Genomic DNA, 22,552 nt, shown 5'->3' with positions numbered 1-22,552 from the left:
GCGGTTTGCGTCTGGCAAAACTTATGAGAATCAACGAGAGGGTTCACCATGTCTGTAATTAAGATGACCGATCTGGATCTGGCTGGCAAACGCGTGCTGATCCGTGCCGATCTCAACGTACCGGTTAAAGAAGGTAAAGTGACGTCTGATGCACGTATCCGTGCTTCTCTGCCCACCATTGAAGCGGCGTTGAAACAGGGCGCGAAAGTAATGGTTACCTCTCACCTGGGTCGTCCGACCGAAGGTGAATACAACGAAGAGTTCTCGCTGCTGCCGGTCGTGAACTACCTGAAAGAGAAGCTGAGCGGCACCAATGTGACCCTGGCAAAAGATTACCTCGACGGCGTGGAAGTGGGCGCTGGCGAACTGGTGGTGCTGGAAAACGTTCGCTTTAACAAAGGCGAGAAGAAAGATGACGAAGCGCTGTCTAAAAAATATGCTGCCCTGTGCGACGTTTTCGTGATGGACGCGTTTGGTACTGCACACCGCGCGCAGGCCTCTACTCACGGCGTCGGCAAATTTGCGCCTGTTGCCTGTGCTGGTCCGCTGCTCTCCGCTGAACTGGAAGCGCTGGGTAAGGTGATGACCAACCCTGAGCGTCCGCTGGTCGCTGTCGTAGGCGGTTCTAAAGTCTCAACCAAATTTGATGTGCTGCAGTCGCTGGTCAAAATCGCGGACACCGTGATTGTCGGCGGCGGCATCGCGAACACCTTCGTGGCTATCGACAATAAAGTCGGTAAATCCCTGTATGAGCCAGACTTCGTTGAAGCAGCGAAAGGCCTGCGCGATCAGCACGGTATTCCGGTTCCGACTGACTCACGTGTCGGCACGGAATTCTCCGAAACTGCACCAGCGACTGTGAAAAAGGTTTCGGAAGTGGCGGATAACGAAGAGATTATGGACTTCGGTGATGAAACCGCACAGGCGATGGCTGCCATTCTGAAGGATGCGAAAACCATCCTGTGGAACGGCCCGGTGGGCGTATTCGAGTTCCCTAACTTCCGTAAAGGCACCGAAATCGTGGCGAACGCTATTGCAGACAGTGAGGCGTTCTCTGTGGCTGGCGGCGGCGACACCTTAGCGGCGATCGACCTGTTCGGTATCGAAGACAAAATTTCCTACATCTCTACCGGTGGCGGCGCGTTCCTTGAGTTCGTTGAAGGCAAGAAACTGCCTGCCGTCGCCATGCTGGAAGAGCGTGCGAAGCAGTAAACCTTTGGGGGTGATGCCCTGCGGCATCGCCTGAAGTCTTGCCCGTCTGGGCGTTTAAATCGACGTTCCTTAAGGGGAACAACGGTCACGAAACAGGACACAATCATGTCTAAAATTTTTGATTTCGTAAAACCCGGCGTTGTCACTGGTGATGACGTACAGAAGATCTTCAAAGTCGCGAAAGAGAACAAATTCGCACTGCCAGCCGTAAACTGCGTCGGCACCGACTCTATCAATGCCGCACTGGAAGCTGCTGCGAAAGTTAAAGCGCCAATCATCATTCAGTTCTCTAACGGTGGTGCGGCTTTCATCGCGGGTAAAGGTTTCAAGACTGACAAACCACAGGGCGCCGCTATTTTCGGTGCAATCTCGGGTGCACACCATGTTCACCTGATGGCTGAGCAGTATGGCGTGCCGGTAATTCTGCACACTGACCACTGTGCCAAGAAACTGCTGCCGTGGATCGACGGTCTGCTGGACGCGGGTGAAGAGTACTACCAGAAAAACGGCAAACCGCTGTTCTCTTCTCACATGATCGACCTGTCAGAAGAGTCTCTGGAAGAGAACATCGAAATCAGCAGCAAATACCTGGCGCGCATGGCGAAACTCGACATGACCCTGGAGATTGAACTGGGCTGCACCGGCGGTGAAGAAGATGGCGTTGATAACAGCCACATGGACGCATCCGCACTCTACACCCAGCCAGAAGATGTGAACTACGCGTACGAAAAACTGCATGCGATCAGCCCGCGCTTCACCATTGCGGCGTCATTCGGTAACGTCCACGGCGTGTACAAGCCAGGCAACGTGAAACTGACCCCGACCATTCTGCGTGATTCGCAGAAGTTTGTGTGTGAAAAACATGGCCTGCCGCACAACGCGCTGGACTTCGTTTTCCACGGCGGTTCAGGTTCTTCAGCAGCAGAGATCGAAGAGTCTATCAGCTACGGCGTGATCAAGATGAACATCGATACCGATACCCAGTGGGCAACCTGGGACGGCATTCTGCAGTACTACAAAAAGAACGAAGGCTATCTGCAGTCGCAGCTGGGTAACCCGGAAGGCGACGACAAGCCAAACAAAAAATATTACGACCCACGCGTCTGGCTGCGTTCTGCCCAGGCGTCTATGGTGGTCCGTCTGGAGCAGGCTTTCAAAGAGCTTAACGCTGTCGACGTACTGTAACACTCTGGTGGTTACCGTATAAAAAAGGCCCGGAAGGGCCTTTTTTTTGCCTTTTTTTCAGCAGATTTATGTCAAAGGTCATGCAGGTTTGGCACACCGGCATTTATTGTTTACCCTTTTGTCAGGGATTGTCAGAGCGGTTCTGACAATGTGGTCTCATTCCCTTTGGGATTTAATTACAGGATGGTTACATGCAGGATACGGGCATGATCGATGAAATCAACAACGCGGGAAACTGGATTATACGAAATCAGGAACTCCTGATTAGCTATGCGGTAAACATCGTCGCCGCGATTGCGATTATCGTGGTAGGGCTGATGATTGCGCGCATCATCGCCAATGCGGTCAATCGTCTGCTGCGCGCGCGTCACATTGATACCACGGTCGCTGACTTCCTGTCTGCGCTGGTACGCTATGGCATTATCGCGTTCACGCTTATCGCCGCACTGGGGCGTATCGGCGTCCAGACCACCTCGGTCATCGCTATTCTGGGTGCAGCCGGTCTGGCTGTAGGCCTGGCATTAAAAGATTCCCTGTCAAACCTCGCGGCGGGTGTGCTGCTGGTGATTTTCCGCCACTTCCGGGCCGGTGAGTTTGTCGATCTGGGCGGCATCATGGGTACGGTCATGAACGTACAGATCTTCTCCACGACCCTCAAATCGGCTGACGGCAAGCTGGTGGTGGTGCCTAACGGTAAAATCATCACCGGTAACATCGTTAACTTCTCGCGCGAGCCGATACGCCGCAATGAATTTATCATTGGTGTCTCTTACGATGCGGATGTTGATCAGGTGCTGACGCTGCTGCGCGAAGTGGTTGATGCTGATAGCCGTGTTCTGCAGGAGAAAGGTGTGCAGGTGGGCCTGAATGAGCTGGCGGCCTCCTCGATGAACTTTGTGGTGCGCTGCTGGAGCAACAGCGGAGACCTGCAGGATGTTTACTGGGATCTGCTGAAGAACTTTAAGCGTGCGCTGGATGGAAAAGGGATTGGCATTCCTTATCCTCAGATGGATGTGCATCTGCACCGTGTTAAAAAGCCGGAGACCGCCGCGCCAGAAACAATCGCGCCACAGGCCCAGCCGGAGTAATCGTTTTATGGGCGACCCCGGTCGCCCATTCATTTTGCTAATCGCAGATTAATTCTTTCAATTTCCGCTAATCATCGCCCGCTCTTATACTGCTTCACATCTGACGATGTGAGGACATAATTCTGTGATATCTCTCTACTTTCAGGGGCTTGCCCTGGGTGCCGCACTGATTCTGCCGCTGGGTCCGCAGAACGCCTTTGTCATGAATCAGGGGGTAAAGCGGCAGTACCACCTGATGACAGCGGCGCTCTGCTCGCTGAGCGATATTCTGCTGATTTGCGGCGGTATTTTCGGTGGAAGTGCACTCCTGAGTCACTCTCCGCTGCTGCTGGGGGCAATCACCTGGGCGGGCGTGGCCTTTCTGCTCTGGTACGGCTGGAGCGCGCTGCGTCACGCCTTTCGCGGCGATGTCGATCTGGCAGAGGGGGCGTCGCGCAGGCAGAGCAGGGGACGCATCGTGGCGACGCTGCTGGCGGTGACCTGGCTCAACCCGCACGTCTATCTTGATACCTTTGTGGTGCTGGGCAGTCTTGGCGGTCAGTTGCCGACCACCGCGGCGCGTCAGTGGTTCGCGCTGGGAACCATCAGCGCCTCTGTCCTGTGGTTTTTCGGCCTGGCCCTGCTGGCCGCGTGGCTCTCACCGCGTCTGCGCACTGCGACGGCACAGCGCATCATTAACCTGCTGGTCGGCGTAGTGATGTGGTTTATTGCCCTGCAACTGGCGCGCCAGGGTATCGCCGCTTTCTGAACAGAACGCGAACAGCCTGCGGTTATTGCCGCACCGCTGGCGAACTTTTGCCATAATGACCACTCAAAGCATGGCGCATACCGATGCGCTGCTGGGCTTCGCCGGTTAGAAGCCGTCATAGTGACCTTTTCAAGGAGGACTTTCATGAAACTGAAAGCATTGGCTCTGGCCGCAATCATGAGCGCCGGAGCACTGCCTGGCGTACACGCTGATGAGTTACCAAATGGGCCGCACGTGGTGACCTCAGGCAAGGCAACAGTCGATGCCCGTCCCGATATCGCTACGCTCTCTATCGTGGTGAATGTCTCATCCAAAGATGCCGCCGATGCGAAAAAGCAGGCGGACAGCCGGGTTGCACAATATTTCGATTTTCTGCAGAAAAACGGCATTGAGAAGAAAGATATCGATGCGGCTAACCTGAGTACCCAGCCAGAGTACGATTACACCAAAGAGGGCAAATCTGTCCTGAAAGGCTATCGCGCGGTGCGTCAGGTTCAGGTCACTCTGCGTCAGCTGGACAAGCTGAACGATCTGCTGGATGGCGCACTGAAATCGGGTCTGAACGAGGTGCGCAGCGTCGAGTTAGGCGTAGCAAACCCGGAGAGCTACAAAGAGCAGGCACGTAAAGCGGCAATTAAGAATGCGACTCAGCAGGCCTCACAGCTGGCTGAAGGCTTTAACGCGAAGCTGGGCCCGATCTACAGCATCCGCTATCAGGTCGCTAACTATCAGCCGATGCCGATGAACCGCATGTATAAAGCGGCGGCAGCAGCCGATACCTCAGCCCAGGAAACCTACGATCAGCAGAGCATTAACTTTGACGATCAGGTCGATGTGGTGTTTGAACTCAAGCCCAACTCGCCATAATGCAAAACGGGGCTGATGTCCCGTTTGAAATTGTTGACAAAACCTGGCCCGGTTCGCTGTGAGACGGTGCCTGCACAGGAAACAGGGTCAGATCGGAAAGTCGCTAAGGCCAATCCCTGGCCGCTCGGCCCGCACCATCCCTGGCGCGGGACGCTTTCCTCTTCTGACCCTGCTCCCTGCGCGTTTAACTTTTCTGTTGTTGTAAGAGTCTTCTTTATCCCGATTTGTCAGCAACAAAAACGGGGCTTTCGCCCCGTTTTTGTTTTCAGGCTGCCGCGTCATCCTGACGCAGCACCCGATGTCCATGCGCTATCAGCGCATCGGTGACCCGACGCATCAGACGGCTCTCCGGCGCAAAACGATGCCAGTAGAGCATCCGGCGCTGATACAGGCCAGGCGTCAAATCGATTAACTCCCCGCTTGCCAGCTCGCGCTCAATCTGCAGATGCGGAATCATACAGCAGGTCGACCCCTGTCGCGCCATCTGCACAAAGGCTTCCGATGAGTTGACGATATGGCAGGGCACGCTCCCGGGTGAGAGGTCGAAATTCTGCTGCAGGAAGGCCTGATGCATATCATCAAGGTGGTCGAACGCGACAGCAGGCGCCTTCAGCAGGGCAGAGCGGGTCACCCCGTTGGGGAAGAAGCGATCGGCAAAGTCGCGCGACGCCACAAACAGATAGTCGAGCGCGCCGAGCTGGTCCACCAGGCAGCTGGGCAGCGGCTGCGGCTGTATACTGACCGCGCCCACCACCTCACCGCGGCGCAGACGCTCCTGGGTGCGGGTTTCATCTTCCACCTGCAGATTCAGGCGCACGGGCGAGTCGGCCAGCACATCTTTCAGGGCGGGCAGCAGCCAGGTCGCCAGACTGTCGGCGTTGACCGCCAGCGACAGCAGCAGCGGCGTGGTTCCACTGTTCTCATCACCCAGCCACTCCTCTTCCAGCAGCTCGACCTGATGCAGTAACGCCAGCAGTTTCTGGCCCTGTTCGGTCGGACGCGGCGGCACGGTGCGCACCAGCAGCGGCTGACCAAACAGGTTCTCCAGCTGCTTAATACGCTGAGACACCGCCGACTGGGTGATGCAGAGTTTCTGTGCGGCTCGCTCAAATCCGCGTTCGCGGATCACTGAATCCAGCGCCTGAAGCGTTCGATAATCCGGGCGTTTCATTATTCTTCTCTCTCCTTCAGGGTGGACGTCACTATGCCACAAAAGTGCCGCCTGTGATGGCTCACCTGTTTTTTGTGGGCTGGCTTCCAAAGCGTTAAATCCACGTCGGTCAGCCGAGCATTTTCAGCCAGCCTTGTTTTATACTACGCGCACTTCGTTGTCGCACAGGTTTTAAACATACCATGACCCAGGATGAACTGAAAAAAGCCGTTGGCTGGGCTGCACTTGAGTACGTGCAGCCGGGGACGGTTGTTGGCGTAGGCACCGGATCCACCGCTGCCCACTTTATCGATGCGCTTGCCACAGTCAGGCATCAGATCGAAGGTGCCGTCTCCAGCTCGGATGCCTCGACCCTGAAACTGAAAAGCCTGGGCATTCCGGTGTTTGACCTGAACGAGATCGATCTTCTGTCGGTTTACGTCGATGGTGCGGATGAGATCAACCCGCAGATGCAGATGATCAAAGGCGGTGGCGCGGCGCTGACGCGTGAAAAGATCGTGGCCGCGGTGGCGCAGACCTTTATCTGTATCGCCGACGCCTCTAAAGAGGTCGATGTGCTGGGCCGCTTCCCGCTGCCGATCGAGGTGATCCCGATGGCGCGCAGTTACGTTGCGCGTGAGCTGGTTAAAATGGGCGGCCTGCCGGAGTATCGCCAGAATGTCATCACCGATAACGGCAACATCATTCTCGACGTGCATAATCTGACTATTCTCGATCCGATTGCGCTGGAAAAGAGCATCAACGCTTTGCCTGGCGTGGTCACCGTGGGCCTGTTTGCCGCACGCGGCGCCGATATTGCGCTGATAGGCGGTCCGGATGGCGTGAAAACCATCAAAAAATGATCTGTCCGGCGTCGATACGGCGCCGCTTATTTCTGCCTGCAAATCATCTTTTCTCGCCCGGGTGAAATTTGGTGACTTATGTCACATAACCGTTATCCGCAACGGTTTCATTCTCTCTTCAACCCTGACCCCGTGATTTTGTCTGGCATTGTGGTGCTGCCAGCCGTTGCCGTGCTGGCTCCCGGGCAATCGTTTGTATTGCCCGACGCGATTTTTTTGATATTTTGACAGAAGGCTGGCTTATGGTACTCCTCATTGAATGCTGAATAGGATCGGGAAATGGCAAAGGTATCACTGGATAAAGATAAGATTAAGTTCCTGCTGGTGGAGGGTGTGCATCAGAGCGCGCTGGACAACCTGCGGGCTGCAGGCTATACCAACATCGAATTTCACAAGGGCGCGCTGGACGCTGATGCATTAAAAGCCTCCATCCGTGATGCGCACTTCATTGGTATCCGTTCCCGCTCCCAGCTCACTGAAGAGATTTTTGCGGCAGCTGAAAAGCTGGTCGCTGTCGGCTGTTTCTGTATCGGAACCAACCAGGTTGACCTGCAGGCCGCCGCCAGTCGCGGAATCCCGGTCTTCAATGCGCCGTTCTCCAATACCCGCTCGGTCGCTGAACTGGTGATTGGTGAGATGCTGCTGATGCTGCGTGGTATCCCGGAAGCGAACGCCAAAGCGCACCGTGGTATCTGGAACAAGAATGCCAAAGGCTCATTCGAAGCGCGTGGGAAAAAACTCGGTATCATCGGTTACGGCCATATCGGGATGCAGCTGGGCGTGCTGGCAGAGAGCCTGGGCATGCACGTTTTCTTCTACGACATTGAAAACAAGCTGCCGCTGGGTAACGCCACTCAGGTTCGCCATCTGGCGGAACTGCTCAACATGAGCGACGTTGTGAGCCTGCACGTACCGGAAACCGTGTCGACACAGGATATGATCGGGGCGGAGCAGCTGGCGCAGATGAAGCCTGGCGCGCTGCTGATTAACGCCTCTCGCGGCACGGTTGTGGATATCCCGGCGCTGTGCGAGGCACTGGCCAGCAAGCATGTGGGAGGCGCGGCCATCGACGTCTTCCCGGTCGAGCCAGCCACCAACAGCGATCCCTTTATCTCTCCGCTGAGTGAGTTCGACAACGTGATCCTGACGCCGCACATTGGCGGATCGACAGAAGAAGCGCAGGAGAACATCGGTATTGAAGTTGCGGGCAAGCTGGCGAAATACTCCGACAACGGTTCCACCCTGTCGGCGGTCAACTTCCCGGAAGTTTCACTGCCGATCCACGGCATCAGCGCCAGCCGTCTGCTGCACATCCACGAGAACCGTCCGGGCGTGCTGACGGCGATCAACCAGATTTTCGCCGAGCAGGGCATTAACATCGCCGCTCAGTATCTGCAGACGTCGCCATTTATGGGCTATGTGGTCATCGATATCGATGCTGAGCCGGAAGTGGCTGAGAAAGCTCTGCAGCTGATGAAGGCTATTCCGGGGACTATCCGCGCGCGTTTACTTTACTAAGCGCTACCCGTCTGGAGAGGCGCTGAGTCGCGTCTCTTCAGGTTTCATTGCAGACAGATGCGCCCGGACAGGGGATTAAGCCATCTGAAAGTGTCGTAATATCACTTCCTCTACTCCCACTGCCACAGCTTTGACGGCGTCATTACGGCCGGCAAAGGCACATCCCATTCTGCCACCGGCAGGCTGTCAACCTGCTGACAATCGTGGGCCAGACCCACGGGCAAAAAGCCGTGCTGCCGCCAGTTCTGCAGCGTGCGATCGTAGAAGCCTCCGCCCATCCCCAGACGCTGACCGGCGTGATCAAACGCCACCAGCGGCACCATCATCAGATCCAGCTGATCCAGGGTGATCAACTGCCGGATATCCAGCGGCGGTTCGGGAATACGCAGCTTATTGGTCTGCAAGGGGGTATCGGGCGAATAGCGCAGAAACAGTAAATTACCGGGAGAGAAGGGGTGCAAAACCGGCAGACAGACCGTTTTTTTCAGATGCCACAACCGGGCAATCAGCGGACGGGTATTGAGCTCCCCATCCACTGACAGAAACAGGGCAATGTTTTGTGCGGCAGTAAGCGGGGCGTAGTTCAGGGCCAGCTCCGCAAGCTGTTCGGCCGCCTGGGCCTGCTGCTCGTCCGTCAGCGCCCGGCGCAGATGACGCACCTGCTGGCGAATTTCCTGACGCTGTAACATGGAAGGTGCAGAGATGGAAGGTTCAGACATGATTTCCCCGCCGGATAAGTCGCTGTTCAGCGACTATAACATGTCGGTCGGGGGAAAAAAGCAGGAGTGCTGAAAGGGAGATCTCCGAGATGCCGCCGTAGGCTGTAACCCTTGAACCCTTGGTTCAAGGTGAACATGCCGTCGTAACCATCAGGCTTCTCGGACGGACCGAGCATGCACACAGGTTACAGAGCGTCACATTCTGTTTTTTCGAAATATCGGCTCAGGGGACTGGCCCACTTGCAAACATCTCAGAGAAAATTTACCTCACCGTTACTGTAGCACAGCAACCATGAAGTTTTATTCGAACTTCGCATCCTGGCGGTCGGTTATGCGACCCTGCTCAACTAACGCCTGCTCAATCGTCTGCTGCAGCATACGGATACGCTGTTCCATATTAGCAGCATAATCGCGCGTTTTCACTTTCTCTTGCGCCAGTTCATGGCAGACGTTTAACGCGGCGATGAACACCAGTTGCTCTGTATTTGTGACTCTAGTGCGAACTTTTAAATCTTGCAACCGCTGATTGAGATCGTCAGCCGCACTATTGAGCGCATCTTGCTGCTCTGGCGGACAATTCACTCTTAACGAACGACCAAAAATTTGTAAATCTACCGGTTGTGCAGACATGCCACCTTCCTGACTGATTACTTCGCTCGCAACTCCCTTAGCAGTCAATGGCTTGGGAGGCGGGCAACTATATAGACCCACGAAATAAGATACAACCCCTTTTCTGGAAACCTTGAGGCAGCTAGTGGTAGCATAACACGAACTTATTCTGCCAACGACGATGAAAACTTATGTCCTTACAGAACGCAACCCCCGATTACAACGCGCTTGCGGCGGTGCTCTCACAGCAGGGTGTTGGAATGACGCCCGCAGAAATGCACGGCCTGCTGAGTGGGATCCTCTGCGGCGGTAACCAGGACACCAGCTGGAAGACGCTGGTCCACGATCTGGCTAACGAAGGCATGGCGTTTTCTCACTCTCTCGCAGTGCCACTGACAGAACTGCACGCGCACACGGCGACCACGCTGGAAGATGAAGGCTTTCTGTTTCAGCTGCTGCTGCCCGCTGATGATGACATCACCGTCTTTGACCGTGCCGATGCGCTGGCGGGCTGGGTGAACCATTTTCTGCTCGGCCTGGGCGTAACACAGCCTAAACTGGATAAGGTCACCGGGGAAACCGGCGAAGCCATTGATGACCTGCGCACCATCGCTCAGCTCGGTTATGAAGAGGATGAAGACCAGGAGGAACTGGAGCAGTCGCTGGAAGAGGTGATTGAGTATGTGCGCGTGGCAGCCCTGCTGTGTCATGACACCTTTACCCGCCCACAGCCCACTGCGCCAGAAGTGCAAAAGCCGACGCTGCATTAAGTCAGGCGTTTCAGGTCAACGAGTTTAACCGGTCAGTTTACAGGGAGTGCAGAGATGATTTCACTGGAACGATTCCTGCAGCGCCGTCAGGCGCTGTTAGCGAAGATGGCGCCAGGCAGCGCCGCGTTAATTTTTGCTGCGCCTGAAGTGACGCGCAGTAATGACACCGAGTATCCGTTTCGTCAGAGCAGCGATTTCAGCTATTTCACCGGTTTTAACGAGCCACAGGCGCTGCTGGTCCTGATCAAAAGCGATGAGAATCACAACCACAGCGTGCTGTTTAACCGCGTGCGTGACCTCACGGCAGAGATCTGGTCTGGCCGTCGGCTGGGTCAGGAGGCGGCTCCTGCGAAACTGGGCGTGGATCGCGCCTTGCCCTGGGACGACATTGGCGAACAGCTGCACCTGCTGCTCAACGGCCTGGATGTGATCTACCACGCACAGGGTGACTACAGCCATGCCGATGCCCTGGTGTTCAGCGCCCTGGAAAAACTGCGTCGTGGGTTCCGCCAGAACCTCAGCGCGCCTGCCACCCTGACCGACTGGCGTCCCTGGGTGCATGAGATGCGCCTGTTCAAGGATGCGGATGAAATCGAGCTGATGCGTCGCGCCGGGAAGATCAGTGCCCTGGCCCATACCCGTGCCATGCTGGCCTGCCAGCCAGGCATGTTTGAGTATCAGCTGGAGGGAGAGATTCATCACGAATTTGCCCGTCATGGCGCGCGCTTCCCGGCCTACAACACCATTGTCGGTGCCGGAGAAAACGGCTGCATTCTGCACTACACCGAAAATGAAAGTGAAATGCGCGACGGCGATCTGGTGCTGATCGATGCCGGCTGCGAGTTCCACGGCTATGCCGGGGATATCACCCGCACCTTCCCGGTTAACGGCAAATTCAGCCCGGCGCAGCGCGCGATTTATGACATCGTTCTGGCTTCACTGAACCGGGCGCTGGAGATGTTCCGGCCTGGCATCAGCATTCGCGAAGTCAACGATGAAGTCGTACGCATTATGATCACCGGCCTGGTTGAGCTGGGCATTCTCGACGGTGACGTCGATACGCTGATTGCCGAAGAGGCGCATCGTCAGTTCTACATGCATGGTCTGGGCCACTGGCTGGGGCTGGATGTTCACGATGTTGGCCACTACGGCACGCCGAGCCGCGACCGGATACTGGAACCGGGCATGGTGTTAACGGTTGAACCGGGCCTCTACATCGCGCCGGATGCGGATGTCCCTGTGACGTATCGCGGCATCGGTATCCGTATCGAAGATGACATCGTGATCACCGAAGAGGGCATTGAAAATCTCACCGACAGCGTTGTGAAAGAGGCCGATGAGATTGAGGCGCTGATGGCGGCGGCTAAACAGGCATGACGATTCTGATTGCCGGTGGCGGCATGACCGGGGCGACGCTGGCGCTGGCGATCTCCCATCTCACCCAGGGCAAACTGCCGGTGACGCTGATCGAGCGCAGCGAGCCTGCCAGCCGGGCGCACCCCGGTTTTGATGGCCGGGCTATTGCGCTCTCAGCCGGCACCTGCCAGCAGCTGGCGGCGATTAACCTCTGGCAGCGCATCGCCAGCTGTGCCACGCCGATTACTGATATCCATGTCTCCGACCGCGGCCACGCAGGCTTTGTCTCGATGGCGGCGGCTGACTATGAGATTCCGGCGCTGGGGCAGGTTGTCGAGCTGTTTGACGTCGGTCAGCGACTGTTTGCTGAACTGAAAAAAGCGCCGGGCGTGACGTTGCGCTGTCCGGCTCGCGTGACCCAGGCAACCCGCAGCGAAGAGCAGGTTGAGGTGACGCTGGACAACGGCGAGCAACTCAGCGGAAAAGTGCTGGTGGCGGCAGACGGCACACGCTCTGCACTGGCGGCATCCTGTGGCATCCAGTGGCAGACTGAGGCGTATCAGCAGCTGGCGGTTATCGCCAACGTCTCCACCGCACTGCCTCATCAGGGCCGGGCATTTGAACGTTTCACCGAGCATGGCCCGCTGGCGCTGTTGCCGATGTCCGGGAACCGTCTGTCGCTGGTCTGGTGCCATCCGGCGTCGCAGCGCGAAAAAATAGTGCAGTGGAGTGATGCTGAATTCCTCAGCGAGTTGCAGCGCGCCTTTGGCTGGCGGCTGGGGAGATTCACCCACACCGGTCAGCGCGAATGCTACCCGCTGGCGCTGCACCAGGCGGTGCAGACGGTAACGCATCGCGTGGCGGTGGTAGGCAATGCGGCACAGACGCTGCATCCGATTGCCGGGCAGGGCTTTAACCTGGGCCTGCGCGACGTGATGTCGCTGGCGGAAACGCTGGCCGCTGCCCATCGGCAACAGCAGGACCCTGGCAGCTATGCGGTCCTGAATCACTATCAGCAACGCCGGCAGTCGGACCGTGCCGCCACCATTGGCATCACAGACGGGCTGGTTCGCGTCTTTGCCAATCGTTACGCCCCGCTGGTGGCAGGACGTAACCTGGGCCTGCTGGCGATGGACCATCTGCCGTGGCTACGAAATCAACTGGCTGAGCGCACGCTTGGCTGGGTTAAGCGTTAACAAAGAGGCTCAGATGCAAACTTTTGATGTGGTGATTGCCGGTGGCGGAATGGTGGGGCTGGCTGTCGCCTGCGGCTTGCAGGGCAGTGGACTGCGCATCGCCGTACTGGAAAAATCGCCGGAGCCGCCCCTGGCGCTGAGTGCGTCACCCTCCGTCCGTGTTTCGGCAATTAATGCCGCCAGTGAACGTCTGCTGCAGAAGCTGGATGTCTGGTCGACAATCCTTTCCCTGCGCGCCAGCCCCTATCACGGTATGGAAGTGTGGGAGAAGGACAGTTTTGGAGCCATCGCGTTTGATGATGAGCAGCAGGGCCTGTCGCATCTTGGCTACATCATCGAAAATCCGGTGATCCAGAGCGCGCTCTGGCAACGCGCCAGCACCTGCAGTGACGTCACGCTGATGGCGCCTTCGCAGTTGCAGCAGGTGGCATTTGGTGACAACGAAGCCTTTATTACGCTGCAGGATGGCAGCATGCTAAGCGCGCGCTTAATGATTGCTGCTGATGGTGCAAACTCCTGGCTGCGCAACAAAGCGGATATTCCACTGACCTTCTGGGATTACGACCACCATGCGTTGGTGGCTAACGTTCGCACCGAACAACCTCACGACGCGGTGGCGCGTCAGGTGTTCCACGGCGACGGCATACTGGCGTTCCTGCCGATGCAGGACCCACACCTCAGCTCTATCGTCTGGTCGCTGTCGCCTCAGGAAGCCAGCCGCCTGGAAACCATGCCGGACGCGCTGTTCAACCAGCAGCTCTCCGTGGCGTTTGATATGCGCCTCGGCCTCTGCCAGCTGGAAAGCGAGCGCAAAACGTTTCCGCTGGTGGCGCGCTACGCCCGCAACTTCGCGGCGCACCGTCTGGCGCTGGTCGGGGATGCGGCTCACACCATCCATCCGCTGGCAGGACAGGGGGTTAACCTGGGCTTCATGGACGCCGCAGAGCTGATCGGAGAGATCCGGCGTCTCCATCAGCAGGGCAAAGATATCGGTCAGCACCTCTATCTGCGCCGCTATGAGCGCAGCCGTAAACACAGCGCCGCCATGATGCTGGCGGGCATGCAGGGCTTCCGCGAAATGTTTGCAGGTAACAACCCGGCGAAAAAACTGCTGCGTGATGTCGGTCTGAAGCTGGCGGACCGTTTACCGGGCGTCAAACCGATGATGCTGAAACAGGCGATGGGCCTGACCGATTTGCCCGCCTGGCTTCGCTGAATCTGCCTCTCTGCTAAGCCAGCTTCTGCTGGCTTTTTTTATCTCTCAAACCCCTCTGCACCACAAAAAGGCAACGCTGCACCAGCAGGGTTCCTCGTTTGATTTATTCTAATTTTGCGTGAGATTTCGCATTACTTTTTTTTATCCGGAAGCGCGCGGAAGGCGGGATCTTTTTAACAACCTGGACGTCGTGCCGCATAAATTTGCTGCGTATATTTAAATAGCCTGCATTTATTGCGCGATTAATCACAAAAATGCAGTTTATTATCCTGTCGCTTCCGATTCCTGGTTAGTCTGTGCCTCTGCTTTCGACCCCGATTTGCTTATGGTTAATCGCCAGATTCGGTGGTAACGTCAGCCTCAGGAGAACGTTTGCGTCGGCACAGTATGACGGCGCGCTTTTGTACTCATTCGCTTCTGCACAGGATGGTTATGACTCAGCAAACACCTCTCTTTGAACAGCATCAGGCCTGCGGTGCCCGTATGGTGGACTTTCATGGCTGGATGATGCCTTTGCACTACGGCTCCCAGATGGATGAACATCATGTCGTGCGCAGTGACGCCGGCATGTTTGATGTCTCCCACATGACCATTGTCGATCTGACCGGTCCGCGTACCCGCGAGTTTCTGCGCTACCTGCTGGCGAACGATGTGGCAAAACTGACCCAGCCCGGCAAGGCGCTCTACACCGGGATGCTCAATGCCTCGGGTGGCGTCATTGACGATTTAATTGTTTACTTTATGAGCGAGACGTTCTTCCGGCTGGTCGTGAACTCCGCGACCCGTGAGAAAGATCTCGCCTGGATAGCGCAGCACGCGCAGCACTACGGCATTACGCTGACCGAACGCGATGATCTGGCGCTGATTGCCGTGCAGGGTCCGCAGGCACAGCAGAAAGCGCAGACGCTGTTCAGCGAAGAGCAGCGTCAGGCCGTCGCAGGCATGAAGCCCTTTTTCGGCGTGCAGGCGGGCGATCTGTTTATCGCTACAACGGGTTACACCGGTGAAGCGGGATATGAGATTGCGCTGCCCGCAGGCGAGGCGGCGGGGTTCTGGCAGCGCCTGCTGGCTGCAGGGGTGAAACCGGCCGGACTGGGCGCGCGCGACACCCTGCGTCTGGAAGCGGGGATGAACCTCTATGGTCAGGAGATGGATGAAGGTGTCTCACCGCTGGCCGCCAACATGGGCTGGACCGTCTGCTGGGAGCCAGCAGACCGCGATTTCATCGGCCGGGAAGCCCTGGAGCTACAGCGTGAACGCGGAACGGAAAAGCTAGTGGGACTGATCATGACGGAAAAAGGGGTGCTGCGTCACGGGCAGCCGGTGCGTTTCACGGATGAGCAGGGACAGCAGCAGGAAGGGATCATTACCAGCGGTTCTTTCTCACCGACCCTGGGTTGCAGCATCGCCCTGGCGCGCGTCCCCGCTTCCGTCGGCAGCGCCGCCATCGTTGAGATCCGTAACCGCCAGATGCCGGTACAGGTCACCCGTCCCATTTTTGTCCGCGCCGGTAAGCCGGTCGCTCAGTAAATTTTATTCAGGAGAAATGGCCAATGAGCAATGTGCCGAATACGTTGAAATACCGCGACAGCCACGAATGGGTGCGCAAAGAAGAGGATGGCAGCTACACCGTGGGGATTACTGAACATGCGCAGGAGTTACTGGGCGACATGGTGTTTGTCGATCTGCCGGAAGTGGGCGCGACGTTCTCAGCCGGTGAAGAGTGTGCGGTAGCGGAATCCGTTAAAGCGGCTTCAGATATTTATGCGCCCCTCAGCGGTGAAATTGTGGCGGTCAACGACGCGCTGACCGACTCACCGGAGCAGGTTAACAGCGAGCCTTATGCCGGCGGCTGGTTATTCAAAATGAAAGCCAGCGACGCGTCCGAACTTGACTCGCTGCTGGATGCGGATGCCTATAAAGCCTCCATCGACGAGTAATCGTCAGGCGGCCTCCTGCAGAGGCCGCTGACTTCTGTTTGATCCCCGGTTCCCCAGCCCGATTCAGGATTTACTGCTAATGACTCAGACTCTCAGCCAGCTTGAACACAACGGTGCCTTTATTGAGCGCCATATCGGTCCTTCACCTGAGCAGCAGGCGCAGATGCTTGACGCGATTGGTGCCCGTTCGCTGGACGCGTTAATCGGCACCATTGTGCCTGCCGACATTCAACTGCCAGGCCCGCCTGCGGTAGGCGAAGCCGCCACTGAACAGCAGGCGCTGGCGGAACTGAAAGCCATCGCCAGCCAGAATCTGCGTTACAAATCCTGGATCGGCATGGGATACAGTGCGGTGATCACCCCGCCGGTGATCCTGCGTAACATGCTGGAGAATCCCGGCTGGTACACCGCTTACACCCCTTATCAGCCTGAGGTGTCGCAGGGCCGTCTGGAAGCACTGCTGAACTTCCAGCAGCTGACGCTGGATCTCACCGGCATGGATATCGCCTCCGCCTCACTGCTGGATGAAGCGACCGCCGCCGCCGAAGCGATGGCAATGGCAAAACGCGTCAGCAAGCTCAAAAACGCGAATAAATTTTTCATTGCCGATGATATTCATCCGCAGACGCTGGATGTAGTGCGAACCCGTGCAGAAACGTTCGGCTTTGAACTGATTATCGATCGTGCAGAGAAAGCGCCTGAGCATGACGATCTGTTTGGCGTGCTGCTGCAACAGGTGGGCACCACCGGTGAAGCGCACGACTACCGCGCTCTGATTGCCGCACTCAAAGCGCGCAAAGTGGTCGTCAGCGTGGCCGCCGACTTTATGTCGTTAGTCCTGCTGGAAGCGCCAGGTAAGCAGGGCGCGGACATCGTGTTTGGTTCGGCTCAGCGCTTCGGCGTGCCCATGGGTTACGGCGGGCCTCACGCGGCGTTCTTCGCCAGCCGTGACGAGCATAAACGCTCTATGCCGGGCCGCATCATTGGTGTCTCGCGCGATGCTGCAGGCAACACGGCGCTGCGCATGGCGATGCAGACCCGCGAGCAGCATATCCGCCGCGAAAAGGCCAACTCCAACATCTGTACTTCACAGGTGCTGCTGGCCAACATTGCCGGTCTCTATGCGGTGTTCCACGGCCCGGCCGGACTTAAACGTATCGCCTCACGCATTCACCGCTTCACCACGATTCTGGCAGCCGGCCTGCAGCAGGGCGGACTGACGCTGCGCCATCAGCACTGGTTCGATACGCTGACGGTCGAGGTGGCGGATAAAGCCGCCGTGCTGAACCGCGCCCTGAGCTTTGGCGTTAACCTGCGCAGCGATATTCACAACGCGGTCGGCATCACGCTGGATGAAACCACCTGCCGCGAAGATATTCTGACGCTGTTCGCTATTCTGCTGGGTGACGATCAGCGTCCGGACCTGGACAAACTCGACAGCGAAGTCGCCAGCGAAGGCCACGCTATTCCAGCCGGTCTGCTGCGCCAGAGCGACATTCTGACTCATCCGGTCTTCAACCGTCATCACAGCGAAACTGAGATGATGCGCTACATGCACAGCCTGGAGAAAAAAGATCTGGCGCTGAACCAGGCGATGATCCCGCTCGGCTCCTGCACGATGAAGCTCAATGCCGCGGCGGAGATGATCCCGATCACCTGGCCGGAGTTTGCTGAGCTGCATCCTTTCTGCCCGGCTGAACAGGCCGCCGGTTATCTGCAGATGATCGGTCAGCTTTCACAGTGGCTGGTGCAACTCACCGGCTATGATGCGCTCTGTATGCAGCCTAACTCCGGGGCGCAGGGGGAGTACGCCGGACTGCTGGCGATCCGCCGCTATCATGAAAGTCGCGGCGAGGGGGATCGCCATCTCTGCCTGATCCCCAGCTCGGCCCACGGCACTAACCCGGCCTCTGCTCAGATGGCGGGTATGGATGTGGTGGTGGTGGCCTGTGATAAACAGGGCAACATCGATCTGGGTGACCTGCGCGAAAAAGCCGCTCAGGCAGGTGATAAACTCTCCTGCATCATGGTGACTTATCCCTCTACCCATGGCGTCTACGAAGAGACCATCCGCGAAGTGTGCCAGATTGTTCATCAGTATGGCGGTCAGGTCTACCTGGATGGCGCAAACATGAATGCGCAGGTCGGCATCACCACGCCGGGATATATCGGCGCGGATGTGTCGCATCTCAATCTGCACAAAACCTTCTGCATCCCGCACGGCGGTGGCGGTCCGGGTATGGGACCGATTGGCGTCAAGGCGCATCTGGCTCCGTTTGTGCCGGGTCACAGCGTGGTGCAGATTGACGGTGTGCTGACGCAGCAGGGCGCGGTTTCCGCTGCACCGTTTGGCAGCGCCTCCATCCTGCCTATCAGCTGGATGTACATTCGTATGATGGGAGCCGAGGGGCTGAAACAGGCCAGCTCGGTCGCTATCCTCAATGCTAACTACATCGCCAGCCGCCTGCAGTCCGCCTATCCGGTACTCTATACCGGCCGCGACGGCCGCGTGGCGCATGAATGTATTCTCGACATTCGTCCGCTGAAAGAGCAGACCGGCATCAGCGAGCTGGATATTGCCAAGCGCCTGATCGATTACGGCTTCCACGCGCCGACCATGTCCTTCCCGGTCGCGGGCACCCTGATGGTTGAGCCAACCGAGTCGGAGAGTAAAATCGAACTGGATCGCTTTATTGATGCGATGCTGGCGATCCGCATCGAGATTGACCGGGTGGCGGCCGGTGAATGGCCGCTGGACGATAACCCGCTGGTGAATGCACCGCACACCCAGTTGGAAATCGTCGGTGAGTGGTCTCACCCTTACAGCCGTGAACTGGCGGTCTTCCCGGCGGGCAGCCACAACAAGTACTGGCCGACGGTGAAGCGTCTTGACGATGTCTTTGGCGACCGCAATCTGTTCTGCTCCTGCGTACCGATCAGCGACTATCAGTAAATCGCGGCAGCAGAATCTCATCCCCAGGGGCCGGTTTCCGGCCCTTTTTTATGGAGAAACAGTATGAAACTGGCACTGGTTACGGGAGGCAGCCGCGGCATCGGACGGGCAACGTCGCGGCTGCTGGCCGCTCGCGGTTATCGGGTCGCGGTGAACTATTGCCAGCGCGAGGCAGAAGCGCAGGAGGTGGTCAGCCAAATCCGGCAGCAGGGCGGAGAAGCCTTTGCGATTCAGGCTGATATCGCGGATGAAGAGGCGGTGAAGGCGATGTTTGCGCAGCTCGATCAGCAGGCGGAACCGCTGGCGCTGCTGGTGAACAACGCCGGTATTCTGTTTCAGCAGTGCCGCACCGAACAGCTGGATGCGGCGCGTCTGCAAAAGGTGTTTGCCACCAATGTTATCGGCACCTTTCTCTGCTGCCGGGAGGCGGTTAAGCGGATGGGTACCCATCATGGCGGCCAGGGTGGGGCGATCGTGAACGTTTCATCGGCGGCGTCCCGCACCGGTGCACCGGGCGAATATGTCGATTACGCCGCCTCAAAAGGGGCGATGGATACCCTGACCAGAGGATTGTCGCTGGAAGTGGCGCAGCAGGGCATCCGGGTAAACGGTGTCCGGCCGGGCTTCATCTATACAGAGATGCATGCCGACGGCGGCGAGCCGGGCAGAGTAGACCGGCTTGCCAGTGCGATTCCGATGGGACGAGGGGGAGAAGCGGAGGAAATTGCGGAAGCGATCGTCTGGCTGGCCAGTGAAGCGGCCTCATACGTGACCGGCAGCATCATTGACGCTGCCGGTGGGCGCTGAGGCGTTTCGCGGCGGCGGGCCGCGTCAGAGGTTTTCGCCGTTGCTGGCGATAACCTGCTGATACCAGCCGAAGCTCTTCTTCTTCGCACGGGAAAAGTCACCGCTGCCATCATCGTTTTTATTCACATGAATAAAGCCGTAACGCTTGTCGTACTGTCCGGTGGTGAACGAGACGCAGTCCAGGCAGCCCCACGGGGTGTAGCCCATTAACTCCACGCCATCATAGCTGACGGCTTTCTTCATCTCTTCAATGTGTGCGCGCAGATAGTCGATGCGGTAATCATCGTCAATCTTCCCGTCGGCACCCGGCTTATCGATCGCGCCAAAGCCATTTTCCACAATAAACAGCGGCTTCTGATAACGTTCATAAAGATCGTTCAGGGCATAGCGCAGGCCAACCGGGTCGATCTGCCAGCCCCAGTCGGAGGCTTTCACATGCGGGTTTTTCACTACGCCTTCAAAGCCGGTAATCGGATCGTCAACGCCGCTGGCATCGGTCTTCACGGCGTTGCTCATGTAGTAACTGAAGCCAACGTAGTCTGCGCAGCCCTGACGCAGCGTTTCGGCATCGTCAGCTTCTATCTGAATGTCATACCCTTTGCGTGCCCACTCTTTCAGGGTATAGGCCGGATAGTATCCGCGCATCTGTACATCACTGAACACGTAGCGTTGATGCATCGCTTCCTGCGCCAGGGCCACATCATCCGGATGGCAGGAGAACGGGTAGACTGGCACCATGGCGATCATGCAGCCAATCTGAAAGTCCGGATTGATGTCGTGCCCGAGTTTCACCACTTTTGCGCTGGCAACAAACTGATGGTGCATCACCTGATACATCGCCTCTTCAGGCTTCTCATGTTCAGTGAAGATCACCCCTGAGCAGCAGTATCCAAACAGCGGATAACGCCAGTTGCGCTGGTTGTTGATCTCGTTAAAGGTCATCCAGTATTTCACTTTGTTTTTATAGCGCTTCAGCACCACTTCACTGAAGCGCACAAAGAAGTCGACCACTTTGCGGTTATGCCAGCCGCCATACTCTTTAACCAGGTGATAAGGCATTTCGAAGTGAGAGAGAGTGATGACGGGTTCAATGCCATACTTCAGCAGTTCATCAAACAGATCGTCATAGAATTGCAGGCCCGCTTCGTTGGGCTGCTGCTCATCCCCGTTCGGGAAGATGCGGGTCCAGGCAATGGAGGTGCGGAAACATCTGAAGCCCATCTCGGCAAACAGCGCGACATCCTCTTTATAGTGAGAGTAGAACTCCACGCCCTGATGGTTCGGATAGAAATGGCCGGGCTGCACGCCATCGGTGATGACCCGATCAACACCATGTGAGCCGCCGGTCAGCACGTCTGCAATGCTGACTCCTTTGCCGCCCTGATCCCAGCCGCCTTCAACCTGATGCGCTGCCACCGCGCCACCCCAGAGAAAGTCTTTGGGTAACTGCAATTCTGCACTCATGTTTCACTCCGTTCCGGATAAAGAAATTGCGATGAGTGTAGCAAGGCAATAATGAAAGTCACGATATAACACCGCGCGAGAAATGGCGTTTGTTACCTGTGAAAAACAGGCTGTTTTATTTTCGCAGCTGGCGGCCGATCGCCTCAATAATATAGGTTACCGGAACCTGTGTCGTAATATCCGTGTTGTCAGCCAGACGAATAATCGGCACATGGTAGCAGAGGGTAAAATCGCCGATTTTCGCCAGCGAGCTGCTCCCCGTATTCGTTATCGCAATGATTCTGCACTTGTTCAGGCTGAACTGGCTGGCAATACGCAGGATCTCTTCGGTTTCACCGGAGACGGATAAAATAATCGCTATCGCGTTCTGATAGAGGTCGGGACTGATCGGATAATAGGGATCATCAATTGCGTGACTGAATTTACCGAGGTTAGAGAAAAAGCGGGCGCCATATTTCGCCAGGCTGCCTGATGTGCCGACGCCAATAAAGAAAACCTGCTCAGCCTGAGCAATTTTCTGTGCGGCCTGAGCGATGAGCTGTTCAAACGCCGGATTGTTAATGCTGTTAAAGAAACTCAGCATCTCGCTCACCCCGGCGGTATTCAGCTGAGGCGTATGCTGCTGTTCGGCTAAGCGCAGACGAATGCGAAATTCTGACCAGCCTTCACAGTGCATCTTACGGCAGAAGCGCAGCACGGTGGTGGTGGAGACCCCCGCCTGCTCAGCCAGTTCGCGGATGGTCATATAACTGACGCCTTCACGATGTTTAATGATGAACTGATAGACCTGCATTTCCAGATCGTTAAGACGGGCGAGATCGCGGTGCGAAAACATGGATGACTCGTTGAACGGTTGACCTGGGGTCAGTTTATCAGATTCAGCAGCCGGTT

General features: G+C 57.0%; 20 protein-coding genes and 1 other RNA gene. 15 read left to right on the top strand and 6 right to left on the bottom strand.

The annotated features are described in order from the left end of the window. The first annotated feature begins 48 nt into the window (after nt 1–48). The 5 genes from pgk (at nt 49) to HFD92_RS14935 (ending at nt 5,100) form a co-directional block, all read left to right on the top strand. Complete coding sequence (gene pgk, locus HFD92_RS14955; protein WP_009087121.1) at nt 49–1,212, top strand: phosphoglycerate kinase; 1,164 nt, start codon at nt 49–51, stop codon at nt 1,210–1,212. 105 nt (nt 1,213–1,317) lie between these two features. Further along, nucleotides 1,318–2,397: a class II fructose-bisphosphate aldolase gene (gene fbaA / locus HFD92_RS14950; RefSeq protein ID WP_009087119.1), complete on the top strand. Its 1,080-nt coding sequence runs from the start codon at nt 1,318–1,320 to the stop codon at nt 2,395–2,397. Nucleotides 2,398–2,588: 191 nt separating this feature from the next. After that, nucleotides 2,589–3,485, top strand: a complete 897-nt coding sequence (gene mscS / locus HFD92_RS14945; RefSeq protein ID WP_046102504.1) for a small-conductance mechanosensitive channel MscS — start codon at nt 2,589–2,591, stop codon at nt 3,483–3,485. Between the two features lie 124 nt (nt 3,486–3,609). After that, complete coding sequence (argO, locus tag HFD92_RS14940; RefSeq protein ID WP_167429189.1) at nt 3,610–4,233, top strand: arginine exporter ArgO; 624 nt, start codon at nt 3,610–3,612, stop codon at nt 4,231–4,233. A gap of 144 nt (nt 4,234–4,377) precedes the next feature. Then, entirely contained in the window at nt 4,378–5,100 is a 723-nt protein-coding gene (locus tag HFD92_RS14935; RefSeq protein WP_167429188.1) for an oxidative stress defense protein, read from the top strand. A gap of 265 nt (nt 5,101–5,365) precedes the next feature. Here the strand turns inward: HFD92_RS14935 and HFD92_RS14930 are convergent, their stop codons facing one another. Continuing rightward, a complete protein-coding gene (locus HFD92_RS14930) occupies nt 5,366–6,271 on the bottom strand; it encodes a LysR family transcriptional regulator ArgP (protein ID WP_167429187.1) in 906 nt (301 codons plus the stop codon). Nucleotides 6,272–6,453: 182 nt separating this feature from the next. Here HFD92_RS14930 and rpiA point away from each other — a divergent pair, with 182 nt between their 5' ends. Both rpiA and serA read left to right on the top strand, forming a co-directional pair. Continuing rightward, nucleotides 6,454–7,113 carry a ribose-5-phosphate isomerase RpiA gene (gene rpiA / locus HFD92_RS14925; RefSeq protein ID WP_046102502.1) on the top strand — a complete coding sequence of 220 codons (660 nt, stop codon included), beginning with the start codon at nt 6,454–6,456 and terminating at the stop codon, nt 7,111–7,113. Nucleotides 7,114–7,392: 279 nt separating this feature from the next. Beyond that, the gene (gene serA / locus HFD92_RS14920; protein WP_009087106.1) at nt 7,393–8,631 is read left to right on the top strand and encodes a phosphoglycerate dehydrogenase; all 1,239 of its coding nucleotides are present in this window, start codon (nt 7,393–7,395) and stop codon (nt 8,629–8,631) included. 110 nt (nt 8,632–8,741) lie between these two features. Here serA and HFD92_RS14915 read toward each other — a convergent pair whose 3' ends face one another. From HFD92_RS14915 to zapA, 3 genes are all read right to left on the bottom strand, one after another. After that, complete coding sequence (locus tag HFD92_RS14915; protein ID WP_140924980.1) at nt 8,742–9,350, bottom strand: 5-formyltetrahydrofolate cyclo-ligase; 609 nt, start codon at nt 9,348–9,350, stop codon at nt 8,742–8,744. A 77-nt stretch (nt 9,351–9,427) separates the two neighbouring features. Next, nucleotides 9,428–9,611: non-coding RNA, 6S RNA (ssrS, locus tag HFD92_RS14910), on the bottom strand. Nucleotides 9,612–9,650: 39 nt separating this feature from the next. After that, entirely contained in the window at nt 9,651–9,980 is a 330-nt protein-coding gene (zapA, locus tag HFD92_RS14905) for a cell division protein ZapA (protein WP_009087102.1), read from the bottom strand. A gap of 170 nt (nt 9,981–10,150) precedes the next feature. On the opposite strand from zapA, the gene HFD92_RS14900 reads away from it, so the two are divergent. The 8 genes from HFD92_RS14900 (at nt 10,151) to HFD92_RS14865 (ending at nt 20,197) form a co-directional block, all read left to right on the top strand. Beyond that, a complete protein-coding gene (locus HFD92_RS14900) occupies nt 10,151–10,729 on the top strand; it encodes a YecA family protein (RefSeq protein WP_009087101.1) in 579 nt (192 codons plus the stop codon). A 54-nt stretch (nt 10,730–10,783) separates the two neighbouring features. Then, a complete protein-coding gene (gene pepP, locus HFD92_RS14895; RefSeq protein ID WP_185185207.1) occupies nt 10,784–12,106 on the top strand; it encodes a Xaa-Pro aminopeptidase in 1,323 nt (440 codons plus the stop codon). Continuing rightward, a complete protein-coding gene (ubiH, locus tag HFD92_RS14890; RefSeq protein ID WP_167429186.1) occupies nt 12,103–13,281 on the top strand; it encodes a 2-octaprenyl-6-methoxyphenyl hydroxylase in 1,179 nt (392 codons plus the stop codon). Before pepP ends, ubiH begins: the two co-directional genes overlap by 4 nt. A 13-nt stretch (nt 13,282–13,294) precedes the next feature. Beyond that, nucleotides 13,295–14,497: an FAD-dependent 2-octaprenylphenol hydroxylase gene (gene ubiI, locus HFD92_RS14885; protein ID WP_167429185.1), complete on the top strand. Its 1,203-nt coding sequence runs from the start codon at nt 13,295–13,297 to the stop codon at nt 14,495–14,497. 432 nt (nt 14,498–14,929) lie between these two features. Further along, nucleotides 14,930–16,027, top strand: a complete 1,098-nt coding sequence (gcvT, locus tag HFD92_RS14880; RefSeq protein WP_058958033.1) for a glycine cleavage system aminomethyltransferase GcvT — start codon at nt 14,930–14,932, stop codon at nt 16,025–16,027. A 23-nt stretch (nt 16,028–16,050) separates the two neighbouring features. Beyond that, the gene (gene gcvH / locus HFD92_RS14875) at nt 16,051–16,437 is read left to right on the top strand and encodes a glycine cleavage system protein GcvH (protein ID WP_111208368.1); all 387 of its coding nucleotides are present in this window, start codon (nt 16,051–16,053) and stop codon (nt 16,435–16,437) included. Between the two features lie 79 nt (nt 16,438–16,516). Continuing rightward, nucleotides 16,517–19,390, top strand: a complete 2,874-nt coding sequence (gene gcvP / locus HFD92_RS14870; RefSeq protein ID WP_009087088.1) for an aminomethyl-transferring glycine dehydrogenase — start codon at nt 16,517–16,519, stop codon at nt 19,388–19,390. A gap of 63 nt (nt 19,391–19,453) precedes the next feature. Next, on the top strand, nt 19,454–20,197 hold the full coding sequence (locus HFD92_RS14865) for an SDR family oxidoreductase (protein ID WP_167429184.1): 744 nt from the start codon (nt 19,454–19,456) through the stop codon (nt 20,195–20,197). A 24-nt stretch (nt 20,198–20,221) separates the two neighbouring features. Here HFD92_RS14865 and HFD92_RS14860 read toward each other — a convergent pair whose 3' ends face one another. Continuing rightward, on the bottom strand, nt 20,222–21,661 hold the full coding sequence (locus tag HFD92_RS14860) for a 6-phospho-beta-glucosidase (RefSeq protein WP_167429183.1): 1,440 nt from the start codon (nt 21,659–21,661) through the stop codon (nt 20,222–20,224). 115 nt (nt 21,662–21,776) lie between these two features. Next, complete coding sequence (locus HFD92_RS14855; protein ID WP_167429182.1) at nt 21,777–22,496, bottom strand: MurR/RpiR family transcriptional regulator; 720 nt, start codon at nt 22,494–22,496, stop codon at nt 21,777–21,779. Nucleotides 22,497–22,552 lie beyond the last annotated feature (56 nt).

Origin of the sequence: Pantoea sp. EKM101V (assembly GCF_011800325.1) — a bacterium.
Classification (GTDB): domain Bacteria; phylum Pseudomonadota; class Gammaproteobacteria; order Enterobacterales; family Enterobacteriaceae; genus Pantoea; species Pantoea anthophila.
This window is presented reverse-complemented; position numbering and strand designations above follow the sequence as displayed.